Below are 22,133 nucleotides of genomic sequence, written 5' to 3'. Positions count from 1 at the left end.
CCATGACTTTTTCCCTCGTCGCTCGTTGTGCGGATACCGGCATGTTCGGTACCGCGATTTCCTCCTCCTCTCCCGCCGTTGCCGCGCGCTGTGCCTATGCCCGCGCGGGCGTCGGCGCGGTCGCCTCGCAAAATGTCACCGACCCGACGTTGGGCCCGCTGGGACTCGACCTGATGGAACAGGGCATGAGTGCGGCGGATGCCATCGCCGAGATCCAGAAACGCGGAAAATTCATTGAGTATCGCCAGGTACTCGCCGTGGATAAGGCAGGCCAAACCGCAATCCATTCCGGCCCAAATTCGCTGGGTATCTGGACGCAGGCGATGGCGGAAAACGTGGCCGCCGGCGGCAACCTGTTGGCCAATGACGGCGTGCCGCAGGCAATCGTCGACGGCTTCCTCTCGTCTTCCGGTCACCTCGGCGACCGGTTGATCGCGGCGATGCGCGCCGGCCTCGCCGCTGGCGGCGAAGCAGGCCCGGTTCATTCAGCGGGTATGAAAATCGTCGATAAAGTCAGTTGGCCTGCCGCAGACCTGCGCTGCGACTGGACGGAGGAATGTCCGATCGAGGCCGTCGCAACGGCCTGGTCGGTCTACAAACCGCAATTGGACGCCTATATCCAGCGCGCCCTGGACCCGCGCGAAGCGCCATCCTACGGGGTTCCAGGGGACGAATAGTCATATCAATTCGCGGTATCGGACGCTTCCGCTGCCGTCCTGGCAAACCGCTCCGCGCGGGCATGAGTGGTCTGCGCGGCGGATGACTTGTCGACCAGGGTGATAATCTCGGCCGAGTGACGGGAAGGCTCCGCGTCTCCTTCCCGCCACAGCCAGTAGTGATTTCCCGGATTTCCATTCACGGCGACGACATGGTGTCCACCGGCCACGTCGATGGCGTGAATCGTGACCCGTCCGATCAACCCGCCTTTCAGGGCTCGCATATCCTCGACCGCTTCGCGCACAGCCTGTGCCACGGACATACCGCTTTTCATGTAAAGCACGACAGCACGCGCGGTGCCGCAGCGGATGGTCATTTCCCCGACACCGGTACAGGCGCAGGCGCCATAACGGCTGTCGGCATAGGAACCCGCGCCGATGACAGGACTGTCGCCCAGCCGGCCTGGATATTTCCACCCCCAGCCGGAAGTACTGGTAGCGGTGGCGATGCTGCCCGCACGATCCTGGCCCAGGAAAACCGTCGTATCCTTGCCGATCTCAGGGTCCATCGATTGCCAGCAAAGCGCCGCCATGCGCGTATCGGGCCAAGCGGAACGCTGCTCCTCCGTCAATTCCTCCTTGTACCAGGCCACCCAGGCACGGCGCGCATGTTCCATCAACAACTCGCCGCGTTCCGCCCCGATCTCCCTGGCAAACCGCATGGCGCCTTCTCCCACCAGGATTTCATGCGGCAGGTCTTCCATGACATGACGGGCGATGGAGACTGGATGCAGAAAGCCCCGCACGGAGCCGACAGCGCCGGTCCGCAGGTTGTCGCCATCCATCACCGAGGCGTCGAGCTCGACCTCCCCCAGCAAACTCGGCCAACCGCCACGACCGACGGTCCAGACATCCGGGTCCGCCTCGACTCGCCGGACACCCTGCTCAAGCGCATCGAGGACGGGTTTGCCGTCCGTCAGCAGGGCGGCCGATGCACCGATGCCACTGGCCCCTTCGTTATTGGTCAAAACGATACGCATTTCCTCACCCCCAACCGATACTTGCGAGGCATTGTCGGGCTGTCCTGCCGACACGCGCAAATCGTCTGTTGGAAAAGGTCTCATTCACGGCAAGCGCCGAACAAACACGCCCCGCGCGATTTACATCGATTGAGATCGGCGCTACAGGGGTTTGTTGGCGCCTTTTATTCACGCGCAAATCTCACTTTTTTAACGACCCATCGCGATGAACGGCATTCCCGCCGCATCGCCTCAACGGCGAATATAGAATGGCGCTTCCCGTCTCACGCCCGGCATTTCTGCAAGACGACAACATTCCGCGCGGGATCTTCCTGATGCTGATCACGACGCTGTTCTTCGTCTTGATAGATACCTGCGCCAAGCAGCTTTCCCAGAGCCTGCCGGTGATGGAGGTCGTTTGGGCGCGGTTCATGTTCCACGTCCTGGTCGTACTGGTTCTATTGCGGGGAACGGTCTTCCGATATGCCCGCACCAACCGCCCCTGGCTACAACTGTTCAGATCGGCAATGCTTGTGGCGACGACGTATCTGTTCTTCACCGGTATCCAGCAGATCGATCTGGCCATGGCCAGTTCGATCATGTTCCTCAGCCCCATTCTGATTACCGTCCTGTCCGTCCCCTTGCTGGGCGAAAGGATTGGGGTCCGGCGCGTGATGGGGGTTCTGGCTGGTTTGACCGGTGCGCTCATCATCGTCCGGCCGGGATTGGGCGAAGTTCCCGCCGCCGCTTTCTATCTCATCGCGGCCGCCTGCACGAACTCATTGTATCAGCTGACGACCCGCATGCTGCGCCAGCATGACGACGCATACACCACGCTGCTCTATACCGGCCTGGTCGGGATGGTCGCATCCAGCATGGCCGTGCCGTTGGAATGGGTCCCGCCGACTCCGACTGCATGGGGCCTGATGGCGGGAATGGGCACCTTCGGCGCCCTGGGACATTTTACCCTGATCCGCGCCTTCCAATCGGCACCGCCGTCGGCACTGATGCCGTTCGCCTATTCAGGCCTGGTCTGGGCGACCCTGTTCGGCTACGTCGTCTTCTCCAACCTGCCTGATGGATACACCATCGTCGGCGCGGCCGTGATCACGGCTAGCGGCATCTACATCTTTCATCGCGAACAGAAAGCCGCCAAGACGGCCGCAGCGGTACAAGTGGCTCAAGCTCCCCAATCAGACTGACTATCGAGCCAGGAACTCAAGAAGCGCTTCGCTGGTTTCCACCGGCCTTTCCTCTGGAAGCCAGTGATTGCATTTCGCGACGCCACCGCCGGTCACGTTCGTTGCGAATTCCTGCATCATGGCAACGATTTCGGGTCCCCATCGCAGATCCCCGCCAAGGGCGAGAACCGGCATTTGCAGCGGATCCTTTTTCCATTCCAACGCGTCGGCGTGGTCCTTCGGAAAGGCCCGATACCATTCCAACCCGCCGCGGGTCCGGCCGGGTTGGGCAAAGGCATCGGCGAAGACTCTCACATCAGCCGTGTCATGCGCGCCATGGTCGTAGGCGCGATCGAAAATGAAGGTGGAGACATAATCGTATTCCCGTCCGTAAAGCAGCCGCTCCGGCAGGTTCGCCTTCATGTGAAAGGCGAAATGCCAGACCCGGGGATCCGAGAAGATCGCTTCCCAGCGGCTCCAGCCCGGAACGGGTACGTCCAGGATGGCGAAATGCGTCACCGCCTCACGAAACAGGGCCGCCTGGGCCAGCCCAACCATGCCACCAATATCGTGACCGCAAACAGCATATTTCTCATATCCCAGGGCGTTCATGACCGCATGGGTATCGGCGGCCAGTTGCGCTTTGTCGTATCCGCCTTGCGGGCAGTCGGACTGACCCGCCCCGCGCAGATCGATGGCCACCACGGTATGATGCGGCGCCAGAAGCGGCATCATCTTGCGCCATTCCCACCAAGTCTGCGGGAAACCATGCAGCAGCACCAGCGGCGACCCCTGTCCGCCGACAACCGCGTGAATGTTCACGTCACCGGCCTTCACCATGGAATGCTCAAATCCTGCCAAGGTCATCCTTTGCCCCCTTCGATATTGTCCTGAACCGCTTTGACCACCCCTTGGTAAAGGGCATCGATCTGCCGTCTCAACATGTCCAATCCACCGATGCTCTTCAGGCCACGCTGTGCCGCCAGGGCGCGCAGCCTGGTGCACTCCGGCTCGGCGATGACATCGCCGACGAAAGCGTCCGGTGCCGCGGTCGACAAATCGAACGGCAGGGGATCCCGCTCCTTCAATCCCAACGGGGTTGCGTTGATTAACAAGTCGTATCCGGAGAGGTTTCCAGGCGGTTCGGCCAGACAGGTGATGCCCAGCGCCGCTGCCAATCGCTTCGACTTCTCTTCTTCGGGGTCATAAACATCCAATGCGGCAATACCTGAAAGAAGCAGGGCCGCCGCGATACCGCTGCCCGCCCCACCCGCGCCGGCCATGTAGACTCTGCGCCCCATCGGATCGAACCCGGCCGCTTTCAATGCGGTGAGAAAACCCTGGCCGTCGGTCATGGAACCGGTCCAGCCGCCATCACGCGAGCGCATCATCAGATTTGTCGCGCCCGCCAATTCGGCATTCCGATCAAGCGTCGTACAGAATTTCAAGGCCGGTACCTTGAAGGGAACCGTGATAACCGCCGCCACCACATCCGGAAAGGACAGTGCTTCCCGATAGGCGGCATCGAAATCGTCAACCGGCAACTCGATGGATATCATCCGAACCGGAATTCCGTCCGCTTCGAAGCGGGGGTTCAACATCGCAGGGGCTTTCACCTGGGCGATCGGGTTACCGATCATCAGCGCAAGCAGCTGGTTGGCCATACCGGCGACTTTCAGATCGCGCCGTGCCTGCTCCAACGTGCCGGTCACATCCCATTTCAATGCCTGTGACACTTAATTCCCCCACAAAAAGACGCCACTCCGGGAAATCGAGTGGTCATTTTTTATGACCATTCAGTCATTATTTATTTTTGACCGATCTGTCAATTTTCCGTAACGATATGCTATTCAGGCTGGCATCAGTCAGTAAAATGGGCACATGAAAGCGATGAGATCCGTCGGCAGGCCAAAAATCGTTTCGCGTGAGGAAGCCCTTTCCCGTGCCCTGGAGGTTTTCTGGTCGCTGGGATACCAGCGCGCTTCCCTGCCTGTGTTGGAACAGGCGACAGGACTCCGCCGCGGAAGCCTGTATCAGCTATTCAAGGACAAACAGGCGCTGTTTCACGAAGCACTGGACCTCTATGGGGCCGAGGCTTTGGCGACCATGGATCGCATGATGCCGCAAGAGGCTTCACGGGCGGACATCATCGCCTGGATCAAGCATCATGCAACACGCGCCCACGGCAAGGCGGGGGAACGCGGCTGCCTTCTGGTCGAGGCGACCGTGGAAATGGGGCCGCATGACCCAATGATCTCGGAAAAATCGGCGCAGATATTCTCTGCCATGCTTTCACGGCTGGAAACAGCCATAGGCCAGGCCCCCGATCTGGATGAAGACCGCCCGAAGGAAACCGCCCGCGCGATTCTAGCCTTCCTGGAAGGATTGCGTGTCCTGGGCAAGAACGGCCAGACCAAGGCGCAGGTGGAGCGTTCCGTCGACCGGATGATGACTGGCATGCTTCCGACACTCTCTCTTCAATAGGCCTTTCACATTTTCATATGCGTTTGTTTGAATGTGTATGTACGAATGTGTATGTATCGTGGGACGCCCTGTGGTGGAGGATCGTCCCATGCTCGAAGAATGGCTGGCCAGTGAGATCGTCTCTGACCCGGCGAAAGCGTGCCTCGGCGGCTTTGCAATCGGATTGGCCTTTGGTGCCTTCGCCCAAGCCAGCCGGTTCTGCCTGCGCAGTGCCTGTCTAGAATTCTGGCGTATGACGATGGGCCGGTCCGTCGCCGTCTGGCTTATCGTCTTTGGCGCGGCCCTGACAGCTGTTCAGGTTCTTTTTCTAGGCGGTTGGATAGACGCATCGGAAGTCCGGCAGTTGAGCAGCGTCGGCACCCTGTCGGGCGCGATCGTCGGCGGACTGATGTTCGGCATCGGCATGATCCTGGCGCGTGGATGCGCCAGTCGATTGCTGGTCCTGTCCGGCACCGGCAACATGCGCGCCTTGGTCACGGGCCTGATCGTGACCGTTGTCGCGCAGGCCGCATTGTCCGGCGTCTTGTCCCCTCTGCGTGTCGCCCTCTCCAGCCTCTGGAGTATCGGCCCGGAGGCACGAAACTTGATGCAGCAGATCCCGGAACACAGTGGAATCGTACTCGGCATTGCGACACTAATGCTGGCCGTTTGGCTGGCCGCCCGTGAACGGCTGGGGCCGGGCACTGCTTTGATCTCTTTCGCACTCGGTTTGACGATCGCGGCAGGTTGGGGGTTCACCGCGACCCTGTCGCGAGTCTCCTTCTCGCCCGTCGCCATCAACAGCGTAAGCTTTACCGGTCCGTCCGCGGATACGCTGATGGCACTGATCACCTCCCCCAGCATGACGCTTGAATTCAGCCTCGGCCTCGTCCCCGGCGTGTTCGCCGGCTCCTTCCTGTCCGCCATTCTCCGACGCGAATTCAAGATGCAAGTCTTCGACGCCCATACCGGCATGATGCGCTACCTGGCGGGGGCGGTCCTGATGGGTTTCGGCGGAATGCTGGCAGGCGGTTGCGCTGTGGGGGCAGGCGTGACCGGCGGCTCGGTCATGTCACTGACCGCTTGGGCAGCTCTGTTTTGCATGTGGGTCGGGGCGGGACTGGCCATCGGCTTTGAATCGCTGAAGCAGCCAAGGAATGCGATCGCCTAGCGCGATGTTCGATTTCTAACACAACAAAGAACAATCAATGGAGGAGAGGAAAATGAAAAAGACCATATTGGCGACGTGTCTGGCCGGAGCCGTTACTGTTTCGGCCGTCGCATCGGCGGAAGACATCATCAAGGTGCGGTTGATGGGGTCCGATCTGGCCGCGGATATCGCGCGCGCCGCCGTTCAGAGCTGTCGCGACATGGGCTATCAGGTCGCCGCCGTCGTCCTGGACCGCGCGGGGGATACGATGGCGTCGCAGCGGGATACATTCGCCCGCCGCCACACCTTGGAAATCGCGGCAAGGAAAGCCGGCCTTTCCATCATGTCCGGGGTTGCTTCCGTCGAAATGCGGGATTCGCGGGACGATATCCGCGCCGAGTTGAACCATATGGACGGCATCATCGTTATGGAGGGGGGCATTCCGATCCGTGCCGCCGGGTCTCTGGTCGGAGCGGTCGGCGTATCCGGCGCACCCGGTGGCGATATCGACGCCAATTGCGCCAACGCGGGAATTGAAGCCGTCCAGGACCGGCTCGATTTCGCGGACTGAAGCCTTCGAACCGACTGATTGTCGCTCAACAGCTTTGTTATTGCGCGCCGGAAAGACTGTCGTATCGTATTCCCGCGGGAGCCATTCCCGTATCTCTTCTGCGGAGCAGGGACATGACAAGCAGTCTTTCCGTACATTTTCTTCGCGCCTCCGTTCTCTATGCCTTGGCCGGTATGGCACTAGGCCTGCATATGGCCGCCAGCCATGATCACAGCCAGATGCCGACGCATGCCCATCTGATGCTGTTCGGTTGGGTCGGCATGACGATCTATGCGGCGGTATACAAAATGTGGCCAGACACGGCGGCAGGTCCGCTGCCGAAGGTTCACATGATCGTGGCCCATCTCGCCCTGATCACCCTGACGGCGGGACTGTTCATCATCTACAGCGGGGATATCCCCCTGGGTGACCCCATCGCGGCGGTCTCATCGATCGTGCTGTTCGCGAACATGGCGTTGTTCGCCTGGATCGTCTGGCGGAAGGTCCGCTAGACGATCCCGACCGGGCTGCGGTGCCGCTAGGCGGTGAACCGCCGGATGACGTTTTCGACGATCCGGCTGATATTATTATTGCCGCCGTTCCAAGGCAGAGATCCACAGAAAGTGATCGAGCCGACGGAGAAAACGGCCCCGCCGCCCGGCACATCAAAATAGATCATATCGGCGCGGATCAATTCGTCGATCGGCTGCATGGCCCATGTCGTCAAATGGGTCAGTAGTTCCTCCGGCACCAGAACGAAGGATGCCGGGTGGTTCTCAGAAACGGCAAGGATGCGGACATTCTCCGGCGATCCCAACCGGACGTCCGCGCGGTCCAGTTCGTATCCCGCAGCCCCGCCGCCGGAAAACCCGAAATCACCGAGCACATCATCCTCGACCCCGTCGAAGATCCAGGCCAGATCTGGCTCGCGGCTTTCTTCGGTCCGACGGTAATAGGTTCCTTCGAATTGCCCCTGGCTGGTGAATCCGACACCTGCCAGATGTTGCGGCGGGCGGCCGTTCCGCCGCCAAAGCCCGCCATAGCCGCCGTTGAACGCCATGAAGTATTCGCCGGGCTCCGCCGCCCAGGCCCGGATACCGCCCTCGGCGCGGCGGATCTCGATGATGCCCTTTTCCTCCGGATGGACGGCCACGCGCCAATAGAAGCCATTACCGCCCAGATACAGGAACTTGCCACCGTTGTTGCGATAGCCGAGCAACGCATCCAGCGTCTCGGGCGTATGATATTCCGGATGACTGCCGGTCGTGACCGCTTTGTATCCCGTCAGGGCTTCCGCACCTTCTTCATGCAATTCGCGGTCGGTCACGATGTCAAAGGGGATGCCCTTTTCATGCAGCCACCAGATCAGATGACTGTCCGCCTGAAAATGCCGCAATCCGGAACTGTCGCCATACCCCATGGTGATGTAACCCGGCCGGGTATTCAGAAGCGGCCGCAAATGGGAGCAGTGGCAAATGCCGGACCCGTCCTTATGGAAATTGTATGTGGAACAGCCAAGTTCCTCATACTCCGCCGGGTTCCAGGGATAGCCGTTCCAGCGATCGAACTTTTCCTTCCATTCCGGTTTAAAGTCCGGGCGCGAATGGTTGCCATAGATCGTATAGGTGAAAGTGGAGACCAGGACGCAAAGATCCGCCGTCCTTTTGCCCTTTGGCGGGCATACAAAGAACGGTATGGCGTCCTCATGACCGTCCTGCGCGATCCGAAGCACATAGATGCCGGACGGCAAGTCATCGGGTACGGTCCATTCAACATCCGTTTCCCAGCCGAAATCGTAGATATCGTCGCGGTGAAAATGGATCGCACCATAATGTTCCGGCTTGTGCTGCCAATTCATTTCCGAGCCGTCCCAATCATAACCGGTCATGGCGCGCGCAGGATGATTGACCAGTCGGCCATGTAGACCGTGCGGTCCGACATCCTTGATCCCGATGGAGGAAGTCGATCGCGCGAAATCCCACCGCGCCGCCAGTTTCCGGGCCTCCGCGCTATCGGCGGCAAACACGGTCGGCGCTTCGATCTTGCCGTCGAAATGCCGCCCTGCCTGCCCGTCCCGAAGGCCGGCCGCGACCAGCATCGGACCGCCGAGATGCGGCGTGAATCCATCCGCATTCCCGGTCGCCAGGGCCGGTTCGCCCCAAATATCCTTGGGCGATTCCTCGACCGTCAGCGTTCCGCTGGCACAATGATAGGAAAGCCTGACCGAATACCATTTGCGCGGCGAAAGCTTGCGGCCGGTGCTCACCACTGTTTCCCCGGCGCGGCCGGCCAATGCCCCGCTTTCATCCAGGAAGAGTTCGACGCCGCTGAGGCTCATGATGACCTGCTCGCCATCTCCCGGAAGGGTCGGCCAGACTTTCGCCGTGAAGGTCACGTCATCGGGAATCGCCGGCCCTTTCGGGATAAGTGCATAGGAACCGGGATTGAATCCCTGTTGCCGTGCCGGGTAGTCGCCGTTGATCGACGCCTCGACCGCTTCTTCAACGATTCCCGGTCCCGCGGGGTTAGGGTCCGCGCAGATCGATCGCATGAGCCGCGCCGTGAAGGCGCCCTGCCCTGACGCCGAAACCTTGAAGGAGACGGTTCCGCCCGGACGAACGGACAGGGGATCGCAATAACCGATGATGGGAATACGGGGAAGCTGATAGGTCATGTCGCGGCACTCGTCGAAAGAGGGAAATCGGGCGGATACGTTGCGCCGACAATCCTAGGCCAATGAACGGACCCTTGGAAACATGCCGCAGCGGAAAGACCTTTGTGCTTTCCGCAAAAGGTACGGCGCCGGCCGAAGACGCGGAATAACTGAGAAGCCCGGGTGCACCAGCGAGACAATCTCCGAAAACACGGTCGTCTCGGAGCGGAAACCCACGCTTCGCTGGTAGCTGCGACTTCTATTCGCCCAGCCGGACCGCGACATGGCGCCCGCCATCCGCTTCAAAAACCGATACCGGCGCTGCGAAAGCAGGAGCCAGAACCTCTTCCCGGACGACAGTTTCCGGCGGCCCGTCCGTGACGACCCGTCCACCACTGAGCAGCAGGATCCGGTCGGCCGCAGCAGCGGCGAGATTGAGGTCGTGAAGCACAATGACCACGCCAAGCCCTTCCGCCGCGAAACTCCGTGCACGGTTCAGGATCAAAGCCTGATAAGCCATATCGAGACTGGCCGTCGGTTCATCCAGGAACAGAAACCTTGGCGCGTCGAGATGCTCGGACGACCGGATTTGCGCCACCGCGCGCGTGAAGGATACACGCTGTCGCTCGCCCCCCGAAAGCCGTGTAACAGGACGGTTCCGAAATGCGGTCATCTCCGTTTCGCGAAGGGCGCGGTCAACGATATGGCGTTTCTCCCGCTCGGGGACTTGATCCAGGACGCCCATCTCCACGATGTCACGGACAAGGAAGGCAAAGGACATTTCGAAGGACTGCCGCATCACCGTGCGCAAACTGGCCCGCTCCTTGGGCGGGATAGACCGGATCGGACTGCCGTGCAGCGCGACCTCGCCGTCTGCCGCTTCGATATCGCCTGCCATAACACCCAGCAAGGTCGACTTGCCGGCGCCGTTCGGCCCGACCAGCGCCGTGACCTGCCCCGGCAGGATCTGCAGATCGATCCCCTGCAAAACCCGTTTGCCCGCCAAAGAGGCACCCACGCCGCGCAGTGAGATCGTCATATCACCCGCCGCTTTCGCGCCATCAACAACCAAAGGAAAAACGGTCCGCCGACGGCACCGAGCACCAAGCCGATGGGGATGTCCTGCGGTATTGCCGCGGTCCGGGCCACCAGGTCCGCCAGGACCATGATCGAGGCACCGCCCAAGATGGATCCCGGCACGACAATTCGGTTATCCGGTCCTGCGAGCAGACGAACGAGATGCGGCACAACCAGACCGACAAAGAAGATGGACCCAGCGAAGGAGACGGCCGCACCGACCGACAGGGCCACGGAAAAGACGACCAGTCGTTTCAATCGGCGAACATCGACGCCCAGATGCGCGGCTTCCACATCGCCCAGCAAGAGGCGGTTCAAGGACGCGCCGTTTAATGCCAACAGGCCGACCGGCACCAAGACAGCCACGGCGATGACGGGCAGCGCGTCCCACCCGGCGATCGCAAGGCTGCCCAAGGTCCAGAACGACAAGGTCCGCAACTGCTGGTCATCCGCCAGGAACATCATGGCGCCGACACCCGACTGACCGATGGCATTGATTGCTATTCCGGCCAGCAGCATCAAAGCAACGTCAACCCGGCCGTTGACCTGCCCGATCGCGACGATGAGTACGGTCGCCACTGACGCACCGATGAAGGCGACCGCGGGGATTGCGTAATAACTCGCCCAGGCCATGAATCCGGGGATCAGGGCACCACCGACGACGATCGCGGACACCGCCCCGAATGCCGCACCTGAAGTAATCCCGATGAGGCTGGGATCGGCCAGGGGGTTTCGGAACATGACCTGCAAGGCGGCGCCGCTGCCCCCCAGCGCCGCGCCAACCAAAAGGCCGAAGACCACGCGCGGCAACCGGACCTGCAAAATGACCAGACCCGCGCGGTCGACCTCATCCGTCGACAGAGAGGCCACGACCTGCAACAGGTTCACCGGGTAGGCACCGAAGGACAAGGCAACAGCCGCAGCGGACAGCATGACCAGGAACAGACCGCCTAAAACGGTCATCCGTCTGGATATGATCAACCGTGCCGGCAAGGCCTCCGCGATGCTCATCCCGGTTGCAGAGGATCAAACGCAGCGGGGATTTGATCAGCACCATGAAGCTTACGGGCAAGGAGTTGAACCGCGTCCGGCGTTCTCGGGCCGAAGCCCAGCAGCAACAGACCGTTTATACCAATTATACGCCCGTCGCGCGCTGCCCGAAGAGGGGCCAAAACCGGCAGCTTCGCGACCGCGTCGTCACCGCCCAGGCGGTCGGTTACATGGCTCATCAGCAGTATGACATCCGGGTCCGCATGCTGGACCGCTTCCGCGGTGATCGGTCGAAACCCCTCGAATTCATCGAAGACCATTTTACCGCCGGACAAACCGACGATGGCTTCGACCGAGGTGTTCCGACCCGCCGTCATCAGGGAACCGTCCTTCACGTCCAGCAGGAACAAAACCCGCGGGCGTTCCTTGGTCGTATCGACGAATTTACCGATTGTTTGCGCACGCTCGGCAACCGTATTCGCCAGAGCCTCGCCCTCCTTTGCCGCATCGACGAGCCTTGCGATATGCCTGATCTTCTCGACCACGTCGTCGATACTTCGGGCTTCCGCAATTTCTTCGATACGGACACCGACGGATTTAAGGCTGTCCACGGCGACCGGCGGCCCGGCCCCTTCTTCCAGCAGGATCATCGTCGGGTCCAGCGACAGGACACCTTCGACCGACAGGTTCCGCATATATCCCACTTTGGGCAGACGCTCGGCCGCTTTCGGATAGACCGAGGTCGTATCTGCGCCGACCAGCAATGCTTCACGCTTCAGGAAATAGATCGTTTCGGTAATTGACCCGCCGACCGAGACGATTCTTGCCGGCGCCCCCCACGCCATATTCGGCAACACCACCGCACCCGCGGCAAGGCTTGCCAGAAAGGTACGGCGGTCGAGTGTGTAATTGCTCATGCCCTGTCTTTCTTTCGATCGCGTTCCCAATGACTCACGCAGCCGTCAACGCGCCGGCAACTTCCGCAGCGAGGGTGCGCCAGCTCTCCAGTTCCGGATTACCGGGTTTACGCGCGCCGAACACAGTCAGAATCAATTCAGCATCCGCATCGTAGAGTTCGAGTGCGGTGATCGTACCGTCTTCCGACGGCTTCCTGACGATAAAGGCATCAGCAATGCGATCTTCGCGAAGGTGGAGATTGAAGTCGGGATCGAGAACGTTAAGCCAATCCCCCATACGCTTTATGTTCTTCACGACGCCTGTGTGAATTTGAATGCAGCCCCGGTTGCCGACAAAAACCATGATCGGAATCTGGCGCTCGGCTGCCTGGTTGAGAACCTCATCCATTGCCGACAAAGGCGCGCGTTCCGTGAACCGTCCTTCCGCCAAACGCATTGCTTGATGGCGACCGACTTCATGATCCAGCAGCAATTGCCGGAAGTCGTGTACGTCCTGCAACTCGCCCCAATCCTTAAGCAGGCCGACCTTGTCGATCGCGTCGTCCGGGCGGTCGGACGGTTTCTCCGGATAGGGGGTAACCGACGGAAGAAATGGCTCCTGCTCGGATGCAACGAAGCCCGAAACCAAACCGCCGAAAGCTTGCCGGTCGCTTTCTTCGTTCAGGTAGATCTTGTGGACCGCGTCACCCGCCCCGTCGAAGAACTGAAGGCTTGTGCGGTTTCCGCTACGCACATGTTCCTCGACCAGGAAACCGAACCGCCAATGCTTGATGAAGATGCGCAGGTCCACAGTCTCGTTCAGGACAAGGCCGACATGGCTATTGAAACCGACCTTACCGAACTCACCATGGCGTTCATGTACGACATGGTCGTTTCGCGTCAGCACCATCACCCTGCCGACCGACGGCATTCCCTTGATCAGGTTTTTGAAGTCGCCTTCAAGTCGCGAGACGCCGTCACCGCAGCGAATAGCCACCAGCGCGCATTCACTGATCCCAAGTTCCGCGGCCGCGTCCCGGGCGCGCACTCCCGGGTTGGCTGTTTTCAATTCTGCTAGCTCCCGCAGAAGCGCCGCAACATCGCCGCCGGTCGTCCGTTCGCTCATGTTCTCCGTCCTTCCCTCTAAAGGTGGCGCAGGGCCCGCCCTATTTGGTCAAAATCAGCTTTCCCTGCCGCGTGTGTCGCAGCCGATACAACTCGCCGTTATGCTCGATGGCTACCTCGGCGCCCCCGTCCAACAGGTCCTCGCTGGAAAGGACCGTTATCGATTTCTCGGATTTCCGCTTGGAAACCGACGTTGCACGACCCTCTCCCGTGGCGAGCTCAGTCATCACCCCTCCAAAACCTAAAATTTGTAGCTAACGGACAGTTTCGCGTTCCGGCCGGCTTCGCGCAGCTCGGACAGGAAGCGCTGGTAATCCTTGTCGAAGATATTATCGACGCCGAAATCGACGCGAAGACCGTCGAGGTCCTTGTCTTTAGGCACCCAGGAGACAAAGACATCATGGATGAATTTGCTTCCCTTCACCGGTACGGTGCCGTTCGGAACGCGTTCCTGACCGCCGTAGTAGATGGTCCGCCAACCGGCCTTCACCCCATGCGGCGCCCACTTATAGCCGATGGTCGCCGTCGCCTTATCCTCCGGGATGTCGCCCAGCGGATCGCCGTCGGCGAGATCATCTCCCCGCAGACGTGCATAGGTAGCAGCGCCGAACAGCGTTCCGGAATCGTAGCCGGCCTCAAGCTCCACGCCTTCGATCCGTGCATCGGTGACGTTTACATTTGTACTGGTCCCGAAAATGCCCCCGACGACCTGCAGTTCGATCAAGTCCTCGACGTCGTTCCGGAAGACGGAGCCTTTCATACGAAACGCATCGCCTTCGGACAGCACATTGTCGAAAGAGGTCGCCAGACCAACTTCCTTATTCTTTGCGAATTCCGGGCGCAGATCCGGATTGGCCACAAAGGTGTTGAAAACGAAATGCGTGCCGCCGACGAACAGTTCCGTGAGGGACGGCGCCCGGAACGCTTCGGCATATGACCCGAAGGCGGTGAGCCACGGCGCCACACGATAGGACACGGCGATCTGTTTCGAGATTTCGCCCTCTTCGTTGTCCGGCTGTCCGATTGCGGTCAGATGATAGTAATCGTACCGGGCGGACGGCGTGACGGTCAGGTCGTCATAAAGCTCGAACTCGGCCTGCAGGAAGTATCCCTGCGTGTTGCGTTCCGCCGACGGAAATTCCTGCCGCAGTGTTCCGTTCGTGGACCCGACTTGGCGGTCCTGAAATGCTTCCAAACCGGCGGTCAGACTCAAGTTCGCCCAATCGGATAGTGCAAAACGGCTGGTATTCGCCGCGTCGATGCCGACCGTGTCCAGTTCCGTCGTCTGATGCCGTCGATCCGACAGCCTGATTTCACGGATATCCGTTCGCGAATAGTAAGCGGTGGCCCGCGCATCCAACCAGTTCCCCATTCCCTCGAAGGTATAGGTCAGAGCCGCCGATTTTTCGTTGGTTATACGATCCGCGAAATCCGTTGAGTTCGTGTTCGCCGCCGTTGGAATGATGTGATCATCCTTGAAGCTTTGGACGCTCGCTTCCAACCCGTGGCCATCGACGATCACGCTACCCTTGGCCAGGCCCGACAGAATACTGTCGCCCGATCCGGGGACATCATTGCCGCTGCCGTCCGTATAATTGCCGGCAGACGATCGGGTCAGGTTGAACAGCACATCGGTGTTGTCCGTCGGCGCGCCATAGGCCGTCGCCGTCACGAACCGTTGCGAGTTGCTGGTGTGAAAACCGGTGCGGACCATACCGCCGATCGTTTGCCCTGGTTCCAGCAAGTCCGCTGCGTCGACCGTCTCCACCGAGACGACACCGCCGATCGCGCCGCTGCCATATAGCGTCGAACTCGGCCCGCGCAGAACGTCCACCTGCTTCAACAGACTTGGCTCCATGAAGACACGGCCGCGGTGCCCGGCTTCGAAATTCTTCCGTACACCGTCTACCCGCATCACAACGCGTTCACCGGAAAAACCGCGGATATTCGGCTGTTCGGCCGTGTCGCGGGGGCCGCCGCCCATTTCCAGACCGGGGACTGTTTCCAGGATGTCATCAAGGCTCTTGGCCTGACTTTCCACGATGGAATCCCGGTCCACGACGGTAATCGCGGCAGGCACTTCGATAGCCGCCTTTTCCGTTCGCGTCCCCGTTATGGTCATCGAGTCCAATGTCGTTGCCTGCACGACTTCGACACCTTGCGCTGCGGCGCCATGACCGGCCAAACTTGTAATCCCCACCAATGCCGCCGCGGTCACGCGGCGCCCCTTGCTACATCCCCCGAAAACTCTCATCGCACGCTCCAGCCATATCAAAACGATGGCCCGGATCTCCGGACCCACGCTTGGCTGGCTATCGCCCGATTAAGGGAAGCTGGCTCAGCTATTACGCAATTGCAAATCAGTCGCACTTGCAGTGAGGAAATTGCCTATCGTGACGCTTCCTGTCAAGCGGTCTCATTCGCGCTGTGGGGGCACCCTGTACGGTGCTGATGAACCGCGGCGACTACAGAACATGAAGCCCTTGTTTCAATTGACAATATTGAGCTTTCTTGATCATCTCCAAACCACAAAAATAAAACCCCTTGCGGGGATGGGAGGTTAAAATGCGCCGTTGCGACTTGCTTGGCATCGCCAAGCAAACGTTTCTAATTGCCGGGATATGGGCGGTTCTGACAGGTACGGCCCATGCGGAGGACGGCTTTAATTCAGGCGACACGGCCTGGATCATCACGGCCACGGCCCTTGTTCTTTTCATGACATTGCCCGGCTTGGCCCTGTTCTACGGTGGCCTCGTGCGTTCCAAGAACGTGCTTTCGGTTTTCATGCACTGTTTCGCGATCGCCTGCCTGGCATCGCTTCTATGGCTTGTCGGTGTCTACAGCTTGTCGTTCAGCGACGGCGGCAGCGTGAACGCCTGGATCGGCGGATTGTCGTCGATGATGTTGTTGAACGTGGGAACCGACACCTTGTCCGGGTCGATCCCGGAGGACGTGTTCTTCATGTTCCAGGCGACTTTCGCCATCATCACGCCGGCCCTCATGGTTGGCGCCTATGTGGAGCGGATCAAGTTCTCGGCGGTGCTGATTATATCCGCCCTTTGGCTCGTGCTGGTATATGCGCCTGTTTGCCATTGGGTCTGGGGTGGCGGCTGGCTTGCCGAGTTGGGCGTCATGGATTTTGCCGGCGGCCTGGTCGTCCACGCGACCGCCGGGATTTCCTCTTTGGTCATCGTCAAGGTTTTGGGTCCGCGATCAGGGTTTCCGGGAGAGATCCTGCCGCCACACAATCCAGGCATGGTCATGATGGGCGCGGCGATGCTCTGGGTCGGCTGGTTCGGCTTCAATGCGGGTTCCGCCCTGGCTGCCGATGGGTCCGCCGGCATGGCCATGCTGGTCACCCATATCTCCGCCGCCACGGCTTCCCTGGTCTGGATGGCGATTGAATGGATCAAATACGGACGCCCCTCGCTGGTTGGCCTCGTCACCGGTACGATCGCCGGTTTGGCGACAATCACCCCGGCCTCGGGCTTCGTCGGTCCGATCGGCGCACTTATCATCGGTGCCGCCGCCGGTTGGGTCTGCTTCCAGATGGTCCAGATCGTCAAACAGGCCTGGAAACTCGACGACTCGCTGGACGTCTTTGCCGTCCACGGCGTCGGCGGTTCGCTGGGCACGCTGATGGTCGGAGTTCTCGCTTCGGAAAGCTTCGGCGGAATGGGCCTTCCGGAAGGCGTGAGCATCGGTGGTGCGCTCGGCGTTCAGGCCCTGGGCCTTGTTGCCACCTGCGTCTGGTCCGCCATTCTCAGCATCATCATCGTCAAAGTGACCGCCGCGGTCACCGGCGGCATCCGGGTCGACAAGGAATCCGAGATTGAGGGTCTGGATCTCACCGTTCACGGTGAACGCGCCTACCATCTCGACTGAATCAGGATTGGAGGAAATTTCCCATGAAATACATTATCGCGGTCATCAAACCGCATAAGCTCGACGCAGTAAGGGAAGCACTTTCCGCCGTCGGCGTTAACGGTATGACGGTTTCCGAAGTGAAGGGATATGGACGTCAGCGCGGACAGGCGGAGATCTATCGCGGCGCCGAGTACCAGATCAATTTCGTGCCGAAAGCGAAGGTGGAAATCGCAGTTTCCGATGACCAGCTTGAAGCGACGGTGGAAGCGCTGCAATCGGCGGCCGAAACCGGCAAAATCGGCGACGGCAAAATCTTCGTGCTGGAACTGGCAAGCGCCGTCCGCATACGTACCGGCGAGCACGGCCAGGACGCTCTGTAGAGATTCCGCGAAAACACCCTTGCGGACCTAGCCGATGGGCAATTCCGCAAGGGCTGTAGGAACCGGGATGGTCGCATCCGCGAGCTGGCTTTCCATGCCGGCAATCGGCGTGAAGAAAGCAAGACCGACAAAGGCGTATCGACCCTCGCCCAGTCTATAGGGCGCGATTACCCGGAAAATGCGCCGAACGTATTGTGCCTGTCCAATATAGCCACTGGTTGAAAATACAGGGCGGCCATACTGAACAGTCCTGACGAACTCCCGCGCCATCAGCGTCTTATTCTTTAGCGGAAGATCGCGAAGGTATCGCTTGTTGGCCGGGAATCCGTTGTGGCTCTCTATCGCATCGCCGACGAGTTCGTAAAAAAAGCGTCTTCTCGGACCGACCGTCTTCAGCAGGATGAAATGCGCCCATAAGGACGGCGGAATATCCAGGACGTCGAATGTTTCGAAATCCGGCACGCCGCCATCGGATTGAGAAAACCAGAGATCGACCAATGGCTTGAACTTGGGAACCGGACAATCCTCAGGCCTCGTCAGTACCGCATGGTACGACTTGAAAACCCCGGGCTTAAAAATCGTCCCGCCGGGAATTTGCCTTTCCGTCCGCAAAATTGGCCCCTTTATTCACGTCCGCTGCATAACAGCCAGATATTGTAACGCAGCTTTTCTTTACAATTCGCTAATTAATTGGATGCCGATAAATATCGGTAAGATCGGGCATGCTCATTGCTCAGGATCAAACCCAAACCTGCCGGCCGTGCTAAAATACCGATATCCTGATCGAGTAAGAGGATTTGATGGAAGTTGTCCTGAGTGCGGCCGGCGGGTTGGCGCTGTTTCTTCTGGCCATGGGCATGATGACCGATGGCCTGAAGGTGTTCGGCGGCGAAAGCCTGAAACGTCTTCTCCATAATTGGACTTCATCCATCCTGCGCGGCGTCATGAGCGGTGCGCTGATAACGGCTATCGTTCAATCGTCCAGCGCCGTCACCTTGGCGACGATCGGTTTTGTCAACGCCGGCGCCTTGACCATGAACCAGGCACTGGGCGTGATTTTCGGGGCCAATGTCGGCACCACCATGACCGGATGGATCGTCAGTCTGGTCGGCATCGGCTTCAAGATCGAACCCCTCGCCCTGCCGATCCTGGCAGTCGGCGTGGTTATCCGCCTGCTCAGTCCACGGAAGCGCATCAAGGGATTGGGGGACGCGATTGCCGGATTTGCCCTGTTTTTCCTGGGGCTTGGCATCCTGAAGGACGCTTTGTCGGGAATGACGGCGGAATTCGGCGCCAGCATGATCGCGATGCCCGAAGGACTTTCCGGCATGGTGATCGCTATAGCGGTAGGTACCGTCATCACCGTGCTGACCCAATCGTCCAGCGCGGCCATTGCGGTCATCATCACCGCGGCATCGGAGGCCGTGATCGGTCTGAACGTCGCCGCCGCGGCCGTAATCGGTGCAAATATCGGCACAACGGTAACCGCATTGCTGGCCGTGATCGGCGCGACACCGTCGGCAAAACGCGTCGCGGTCGGTCATGTCGTTTTCAACCTGGTCACCGGCCTTGTCGCAGTCGCGATCCTGCCGGCAGTTCTAGTCGGCCTTGAATGGGCCGGGAACTGGGCCGGCCTAGGGAGCCAGCCGGCGGTGCTGCTGGCCCTGTTCCACACCTTCTTCAATCTGCTGGGGGTCGTCTTGATGATCCCCTTGACGAGGCGACTGGCCCGTCTCTTGGAGACAATGTTCCGGTCGGCGGAGGAGGACATGAGCCGGCCGCGGTTTCTGGACGAATACGTGCTGGCCACGCCCGTCCTGGCAATGCTTGCCCTTCGCAACGAGCTGGACCGGCTTTTGGATATGGTTTCGGGCCTCTGCCAGCATGCCCTTGGCAGCAATCCGAACGAAAGGAAGATCAACGCGCAGTCGGACGGCATACTCGCGCTGTGCGATAGGATAGCGGAATTCGCGACATCCATTCAGATGGAGGTTCTTCCCCGGTCCGTTGCCGAGGACCTTCCCCACGCGCTGCGGATCGCACGCTATTTGGAGGAAGCCGCCAGACTGACCCCGGAAGTCGCAAATTTGCGCGCGCATCTTTGGCGCATACACGGTGTCGAGGCGCGATCCGCCGTTGAGCACGCCCTATTCAATGCGCTGCGGTTCCTGGATGCGGTCAGCGCCCGACGGGATCAGGAGGCCCCGACATCGGATGAGGAAAGCGAGCAACAATTGCTGGCGGATTTCCTGGCCGCCTATGAGGATGCCAAGGCAACGTTGCTGGAAACAGCCGCGGCAAGAAAGGCAGATATCATGTCCGTCGACCCCATTCTGGACGCTTTGCGCGAAACGCGTAGGATCGTGGATCAGATCGGTAAAGCAGATCGGATGCTGCGTGACGGCTTCATCGACGGGCATCTATTGGAGGAAGGCATCCAGACCGACGACACGCCGGATCTGTTGTCAGAAGAATCCGACATGCCCACACCAAAGAAAGCCGGTCCCGCCCCAGCCGGAACAAAGGAGAATGACGGCCTGCAGCGAAGCACCCTTCCGATTGCCCAGCAGCAGAAGAAAAGCGACGCACCATGATTACGTCGAGACTCATTCAACGCATTATCACCAATCAAGCAATAATCAGCCGGAGGCCGTAACATCATGGTCGAAACCCGTCGTTCCCTGCCCCAACTGACTGCCCATTTGGGTACACTTATCCGGCAGCGGCTATGGCTGCAGGTCCTGGTAGGCATGTTCCTTGGCGTGCTCGTCGGCATTCTGATCGGCCCGACAAGCGGCTATGTCAGCCCGGAAATCGCGGGATTGGCCGGGAACTGGATATCCCTTCCCGGCAAGCTTTTTCTGATCGCCATACAATTCGTCGTGGTGCCCCTCGTCGTGGCGTCGGTGATCCGTGGCATAGCAGCAGGGGAAAACACCGAAGGGCTCGGAGTCCTCGGTTCAAAGACCGTGATCTTTTTCCTGACCACGACCGTGCTGGCAGTCGGGATCGGTGTCCTGGTCGCGACCGTAATACAACCGGGCAATTACCTGGACGGCATCGCCATGCAGGATGCCATGCAGACCGAATCCGCCGGTGCGGAAGCGATCGCCGGGGCCGCTTCCGTCAGCGCGCCAAAAGTAAACGATCTTCCCGATATCATCATCGGCCTGTTTCCCAAGGATCCTTTGAGCACTTTCGTCAGCGGCAACATGCTGCAAATCGTGATCGCCGCAGCGATCATCGGTGTCGCGCTGACCATGACGCCGGGCGATCAGCGCAAGCCGCTGCTGGACCTGTTGGCATCGGTCCAGGCAGCTTGCATGGTGATCGTCGGATGGGTCATGCGTTTCGCGCCTTTGGCGGTTTTCGGCCTATTGGCACATATAACCTCGCGCGTAGGACTGTCCGCCCTGATCGGAACCAGCGTCTATGTCGCCACCGTCTTGGTTGGGCTGTTCCTGCTATTGCTCGTTTATCTGTCGATCGGCTGGTTCATCGCCGGGCGCTCGCCGCGCAAGTTCCTCGGTGCCGCGAAAGACGTCATGCTGCTCGCCTTTTCAACCTCCAGCTCCGCATCGGTCATGCCCTTGTCACTGACCACGACGGAGGAGAAGCTTGGGGTACGCCCCGCGGTCGCACGGTTCGTCATTCCGCTCGGCACCACGATCAACATGGGCGGCACCGCCCTCTATCAAGGTGTCGCCGCCTTGTTCCTGGCACAGGTTTTCGGGATAGAACTGGGCGTCGCCGGCATCCTACTGGTGACAGTGATGGCGACCGGCGCGGCAATCGGATCACCGGGCACGCCGGGTGTCGGTATCGTGGTTCTGGCGACGATCCTAACCAGCGTCGGCATACCGCCGGCGGGAATTGCCATCATTCTGGGCGTCGACCGCTTGCTGGACATGTGCCGCACTGTCGTCAACGTCACCGGCGACATGGTCGCCTGCGTCACCATCGACCACCTGCTGCTGAAATCGGCAGGCGTGGAAGAACCCCATCTGGGCAAGGTTGCGACACCGGCCATGCACGCCCCCGAACCGACCCGCGAACCGACCGCGGAAACGGCAGGTCCGAGGGCCGCGGGTCCGGATATGCAGGGCGATCCGAAGGCAGGCTGAGA

At 60.1% G+C, this 22,133-nt stretch carries 21 protein-coding genes; 10 read left to right on the top strand and 11 right to left on the bottom strand.

The genetic code is table 11. The features are described 5' to 3' along the window. Window positions 1–2: 2 nt before the first annotated feature. The gene (locus tag ACQK2G_RS03775; protein ID WP_425403688.1) at window positions 3–677 is read left to right on the top strand and encodes a DUF1028 domain-containing protein; all 675 of its coding nucleotides are present in this window, start codon (window positions 3–5) and stop codon (window positions 675–677) included. A 5-nt stretch (window positions 678–682) separates the two neighbouring features. Here ACQK2G_RS03775 and ACQK2G_RS03770 read toward each other — a convergent pair whose 3' ends face one another. Continuing rightward, window positions 683–1,696, bottom strand: a complete 1,014-nt coding sequence (locus ACQK2G_RS03770) for a N(4)-(beta-N-acetylglucosaminyl)-L-asparaginase (RefSeq protein WP_425403687.1) — start codon at window positions 1,694–1,696, stop codon at window positions 683–685. A 248-nt stretch (window positions 1,697–1,944) separates the two neighbouring features. On the opposite strand from ACQK2G_RS03770, the gene ACQK2G_RS03765 reads away from it, so the two are divergent. Then, the gene (locus ACQK2G_RS03765; protein ID WP_425403686.1) at window positions 1,945–2,877 is read left to right on the top strand and encodes a DMT family transporter; all 933 of its coding nucleotides are present in this window, start codon (window positions 1,945–1,947) and stop codon (window positions 2,875–2,877) included. Here the strand turns inward: ACQK2G_RS03765 and ACQK2G_RS03760 are convergent, their stop codons facing one another. After that, window positions 2,878–3,723 (bottom strand): alpha/beta fold hydrolase, encoded by an 846-nt coding sequence (locus ACQK2G_RS03760; RefSeq protein ID WP_425403685.1) that lies wholly within the window; start codon window positions 3,721–3,723, stop codon window positions 2,878–2,880. Continuing rightward, window positions 3,720–4,592 carry a shikimate dehydrogenase family protein gene (locus ACQK2G_RS03755; RefSeq protein ID WP_425403684.1) on the bottom strand — a complete coding sequence of 291 codons (873 nt, stop codon included), beginning with the start codon at window positions 4,590–4,592 and terminating at the stop codon, window positions 3,720–3,722. The genes ACQK2G_RS03760 and ACQK2G_RS03755 overlap by 4 nt, the downstream gene beginning before the upstream one ends. A gap of 145 nt (window positions 4,593–4,737) precedes the next feature. Here ACQK2G_RS03755 and ACQK2G_RS03750 point away from each other — a divergent pair, with 145 nt between their 5' ends. The 4 genes from ACQK2G_RS03750 to ACQK2G_RS03735 all read left to right on the top strand — a co-directional run bounded on the left by ACQK2G_RS03750 (window position 4,738) and on the right by ACQK2G_RS03735 (window position 7,531). Then, window positions 4,738–5,340 carry a TetR/AcrR family transcriptional regulator gene (locus ACQK2G_RS03750; protein ID WP_425403683.1) on the top strand — a complete coding sequence of 201 codons (603 nt, stop codon included), beginning with the start codon at window positions 4,738–4,740 and terminating at the stop codon, window positions 5,338–5,340. Between the two features lie 88 nt (window positions 5,341–5,428). Next, window positions 5,429–6,490 (top strand): YeeE/YedE family protein, encoded by a 1,062-nt coding sequence (locus tag ACQK2G_RS03745; protein WP_425403682.1) that lies wholly within the window; start codon window positions 5,429–5,431, stop codon window positions 6,488–6,490. Between the two features lie 52 nt (window positions 6,491–6,542). Further along, a complete protein-coding gene (locus ACQK2G_RS03740) occupies window positions 6,543–7,040 on the top strand; it encodes a GlcG/HbpS family heme-binding protein (protein ID WP_425403681.1) in 498 nt (165 codons plus the stop codon). Between the two features lie 113 nt (window positions 7,041–7,153). After that, on the top strand, window positions 7,154–7,531 hold the full coding sequence (locus tag ACQK2G_RS03735; RefSeq protein WP_425403680.1) for a hypothetical protein: 378 nt from the start codon (window positions 7,154–7,156) through the stop codon (window positions 7,529–7,531). Window positions 7,532–7,557: 26 nt separating this feature from the next. Here ACQK2G_RS03735 and ACQK2G_RS03730 read toward each other — a convergent pair whose 3' ends face one another. The 7 genes from ACQK2G_RS03730 to ACQK2G_RS03700 form a co-directional block, all read right to left on the bottom strand. Continuing rightward, a complete protein-coding gene (locus ACQK2G_RS03730) occupies window positions 7,558–9,693 on the bottom strand; it encodes a N,N-dimethylformamidase beta subunit family domain-containing protein (RefSeq protein WP_425403679.1) in 2,136 nt (711 codons plus the stop codon). A 238-nt stretch (window positions 9,694–9,931) separates the two neighbouring features. Continuing rightward, window positions 9,932–10,711 carry a heme ABC transporter ATP-binding protein gene (locus ACQK2G_RS03725; protein WP_425403678.1) on the bottom strand — a complete coding sequence of 260 codons (780 nt, stop codon included), beginning with the start codon at window positions 10,709–10,711 and terminating at the stop codon, window positions 9,932–9,934. After that, the gene (locus ACQK2G_RS03720) at window positions 10,708–11,760 is read right to left on the bottom strand and encodes a FecCD family ABC transporter permease (protein ID WP_425403677.1); all 1,053 of its coding nucleotides are present in this window, start codon (window positions 11,758–11,760) and stop codon (window positions 10,708–10,710) included. The genes ACQK2G_RS03725 and ACQK2G_RS03720 overlap by 4 nt, the downstream gene beginning before the upstream one ends. Next, window positions 11,757–12,656 carry a heme/hemin ABC transporter substrate-binding protein gene (locus ACQK2G_RS03715; RefSeq protein WP_425403676.1) on the bottom strand — a complete coding sequence of 300 codons (900 nt, stop codon included), beginning with the start codon at window positions 12,654–12,656 and terminating at the stop codon, window positions 11,757–11,759. Before ACQK2G_RS03715 ends, ACQK2G_RS03720 begins: the two co-directional genes overlap by 4 nt. Window positions 12,657–12,690: 34 nt before the next feature. Next, a complete protein-coding gene (locus tag ACQK2G_RS03710) occupies window positions 12,691–13,761 on the bottom strand; it encodes a hemin-degrading factor (RefSeq protein WP_425403675.1) in 1,071 nt (356 codons plus the stop codon). A gap of 40 nt (window positions 13,762–13,801) precedes the next feature. Further along, complete coding sequence (gene hemP / locus ACQK2G_RS03705) at window positions 13,802–13,987, bottom strand: hemin uptake protein HemP (RefSeq protein ID WP_425403674.1); 186 nt, start codon at window positions 13,985–13,987, stop codon at window positions 13,802–13,804. Window positions 13,988–14,001: 14 nt separating this feature from the next. Further along, window positions 14,002–16,014: a TonB-dependent hemoglobin/transferrin/lactoferrin family receptor gene (locus ACQK2G_RS03700; protein ID WP_425403673.1), complete on the bottom strand. Its 2,013-nt coding sequence runs from the start codon at window positions 16,012–16,014 to the stop codon at window positions 14,002–14,004. Between the two features lie 311 nt (window positions 16,015–16,325). On the opposite strand from ACQK2G_RS03700, the gene ACQK2G_RS03695 reads away from it, so the two are divergent. Both ACQK2G_RS03695 and ACQK2G_RS03690 read left to right on the top strand, forming a co-directional pair. Next, window positions 16,326–17,645, top strand: coding sequence for an ammonium transporter (locus ACQK2G_RS03695; RefSeq protein ID WP_425403672.1), 1,320 nt, complete (start codon window positions 16,326–16,328; stop codon window positions 17,643–17,645). Window positions 17,646–17,668: 23 nt separating this feature from the next. Continuing rightward, on the top strand, window positions 17,669–18,007 hold the full coding sequence (locus ACQK2G_RS03690) for a P-II family nitrogen regulator (protein ID WP_425403671.1): 339 nt from the start codon (window positions 17,669–17,671) through the stop codon (window positions 18,005–18,007). 27 nt (window positions 18,008–18,034) lie between these two features. On the opposite strand, the gene ACQK2G_RS03685 is transcribed toward ACQK2G_RS03690, so the two are convergent. Continuing rightward, on the bottom strand, window positions 18,035–18,469 hold the full coding sequence (locus tag ACQK2G_RS03685) for a hypothetical protein (RefSeq protein WP_425403670.1): 435 nt from the start codon (window positions 18,467–18,469) through the stop codon (window positions 18,035–18,037). A 338-nt stretch (window positions 18,470–18,807) separates the two neighbouring features. On the opposite strand from ACQK2G_RS03685, the gene ACQK2G_RS03680 reads away from it, so the two are divergent. Both ACQK2G_RS03680 and ACQK2G_RS03675 read left to right on the top strand, forming a co-directional pair. After that, window positions 18,808–20,601 (top strand): Na/Pi cotransporter family protein, encoded by a 1,794-nt coding sequence (locus ACQK2G_RS03680; protein ID WP_425403669.1) that lies wholly within the window; start codon window positions 18,808–18,810, stop codon window positions 20,599–20,601. A 66-nt stretch (window positions 20,602–20,667) separates the two neighbouring features. Next, window positions 20,668–22,131, top strand: a complete 1,464-nt coding sequence (locus ACQK2G_RS03675) for a dicarboxylate/amino acid:cation symporter (protein ID WP_425403668.1) — start codon at window positions 20,668–20,670, stop codon at window positions 22,129–22,131. Window positions 22,132–22,133 lie beyond the last annotated feature (2 nt).

The organism is Hwanghaeella sp. (genome assembly GCF_965227365.1).
Classification (GTDB): Bacteria; Pseudomonadota; Alphaproteobacteria; order UBA8366; family Aestuariispiraceae; genus Hwanghaeella.
The sequence above is the reverse complement of the archived record's forward strand: the minus strand, read 5'-3'. Positions and strand labels throughout refer to the sequence as shown.

Bases quoted from the DNA above. Each gene is read 5' to 3' on its own strand.
- ACQK2G_RS03765 (WP_425403686.1), top strand. From the start codon at position 1,945: ATGGCGCTTCCCGTCTCACGCCCGGCATTTCTGCAAGACGACAACATT.
- ACQK2G_RS03695 (WP_425403672.1), top strand. From the start codon at position 16,326: ATGCGCCGTTGCGACTTGCTTGGCATCGCCAAGCAAACGTTTCTAATT.
- ACQK2G_RS03775 (WP_425403688.1), top strand. From the start codon at position 3: ATGACTTTTTCCCTCGTCGCTCGTTGTGCGGATACCGGCATGTTCGGT.
- ACQK2G_RS03735 (WP_425403680.1), top strand. From the start codon at position 7,154: ATGACAAGCAGTCTTTCCGTACATTTTCTTCGCGCCTCCGTTCTCTAT.
- ACQK2G_RS03725 (WP_425403678.1), bottom strand. From the start codon at position 10,711: ATGACGATCTCACTGCGCGGCGTGGGTGCCTCTTTGGCGGGCAAACGG.
- ACQK2G_RS03710 (WP_425403675.1), bottom strand. From the start codon at position 13,761: ATGAGCGAACGGACGACCGGCGGCGATGTTGCGGCGCTTCTGCGGGAG.
- ACQK2G_RS03745 (WP_425403682.1), top strand. From the start codon at position 5,429: ATGCTCGAAGAATGGCTGGCCAGTGAGATCGTCTCTGACCCGGCGAAA.
- hemP (WP_425403674.1), bottom strand. From the start codon at position 13,987: ATGACTGAGCTCGCCACGGGAGAGGGTCGTGCAACGTCGGTTTCCAAG.
- ACQK2G_RS03770 (WP_425403687.1), bottom strand. From the start codon at position 1,696: ATGCGTATCGTTTTGACCAATAACGAAGGGGCCAGTGGCATCGGTGCA.
- ACQK2G_RS03760 (WP_425403685.1), bottom strand. From the start codon at position 3,723: ATGACCTTGGCAGGATTTGAGCATTCCATGGTGAAGGCCGGTGACGTG.
- ACQK2G_RS03690 (WP_425403671.1), top strand. From the start codon at position 17,669: ATGAAATACATTATCGCGGTCATCAAACCGCATAAGCTCGACGCAGTA.
- ACQK2G_RS03675 (WP_425403668.1), top strand. From the start codon at position 20,668: ATGGTCGAAACCCGTCGTTCCCTGCCCCAACTGACTGCCCATTTGGGT.
- ACQK2G_RS03715 (WP_425403676.1), bottom strand. From the start codon at position 12,656: ATGAGCAATTACACACTCGACCGCCGTACCTTTCTGGCAAGCCTTGCC.
- ACQK2G_RS03680 (WP_425403669.1), top strand. From the start codon at position 18,808: ATGGAAGTTGTCCTGAGTGCGGCCGGCGGGTTGGCGCTGTTTCTTCTG.
- ACQK2G_RS03730 (WP_425403679.1), bottom strand. From the start codon at position 9,693: ATGACCTATCAGCTTCCCCGTATTCCCATCATCGGTTATTGCGATCCC.
- ACQK2G_RS03740 (WP_425403681.1), top strand. From the start codon at position 6,543: ATGAAAAAGACCATATTGGCGACGTGTCTGGCCGGAGCCGTTACTGTT.
- ACQK2G_RS03700 (WP_425403673.1), bottom strand. From the start codon at position 16,014: ATGAGAGTTTTCGGGGGATGTAGCAAGGGGCGCCGCGTGACCGCGGCG.
- ACQK2G_RS03720 (WP_425403677.1), bottom strand. From the start codon at position 11,760: ATGAGCATCGCGGAGGCCTTGCCGGCACGGTTGATCATATCCAGACGG.
- ACQK2G_RS03750 (WP_425403683.1), top strand. From the start codon at position 4,738: ATGAAAGCGATGAGATCCGTCGGCAGGCCAAAAATCGTTTCGCGTGAG.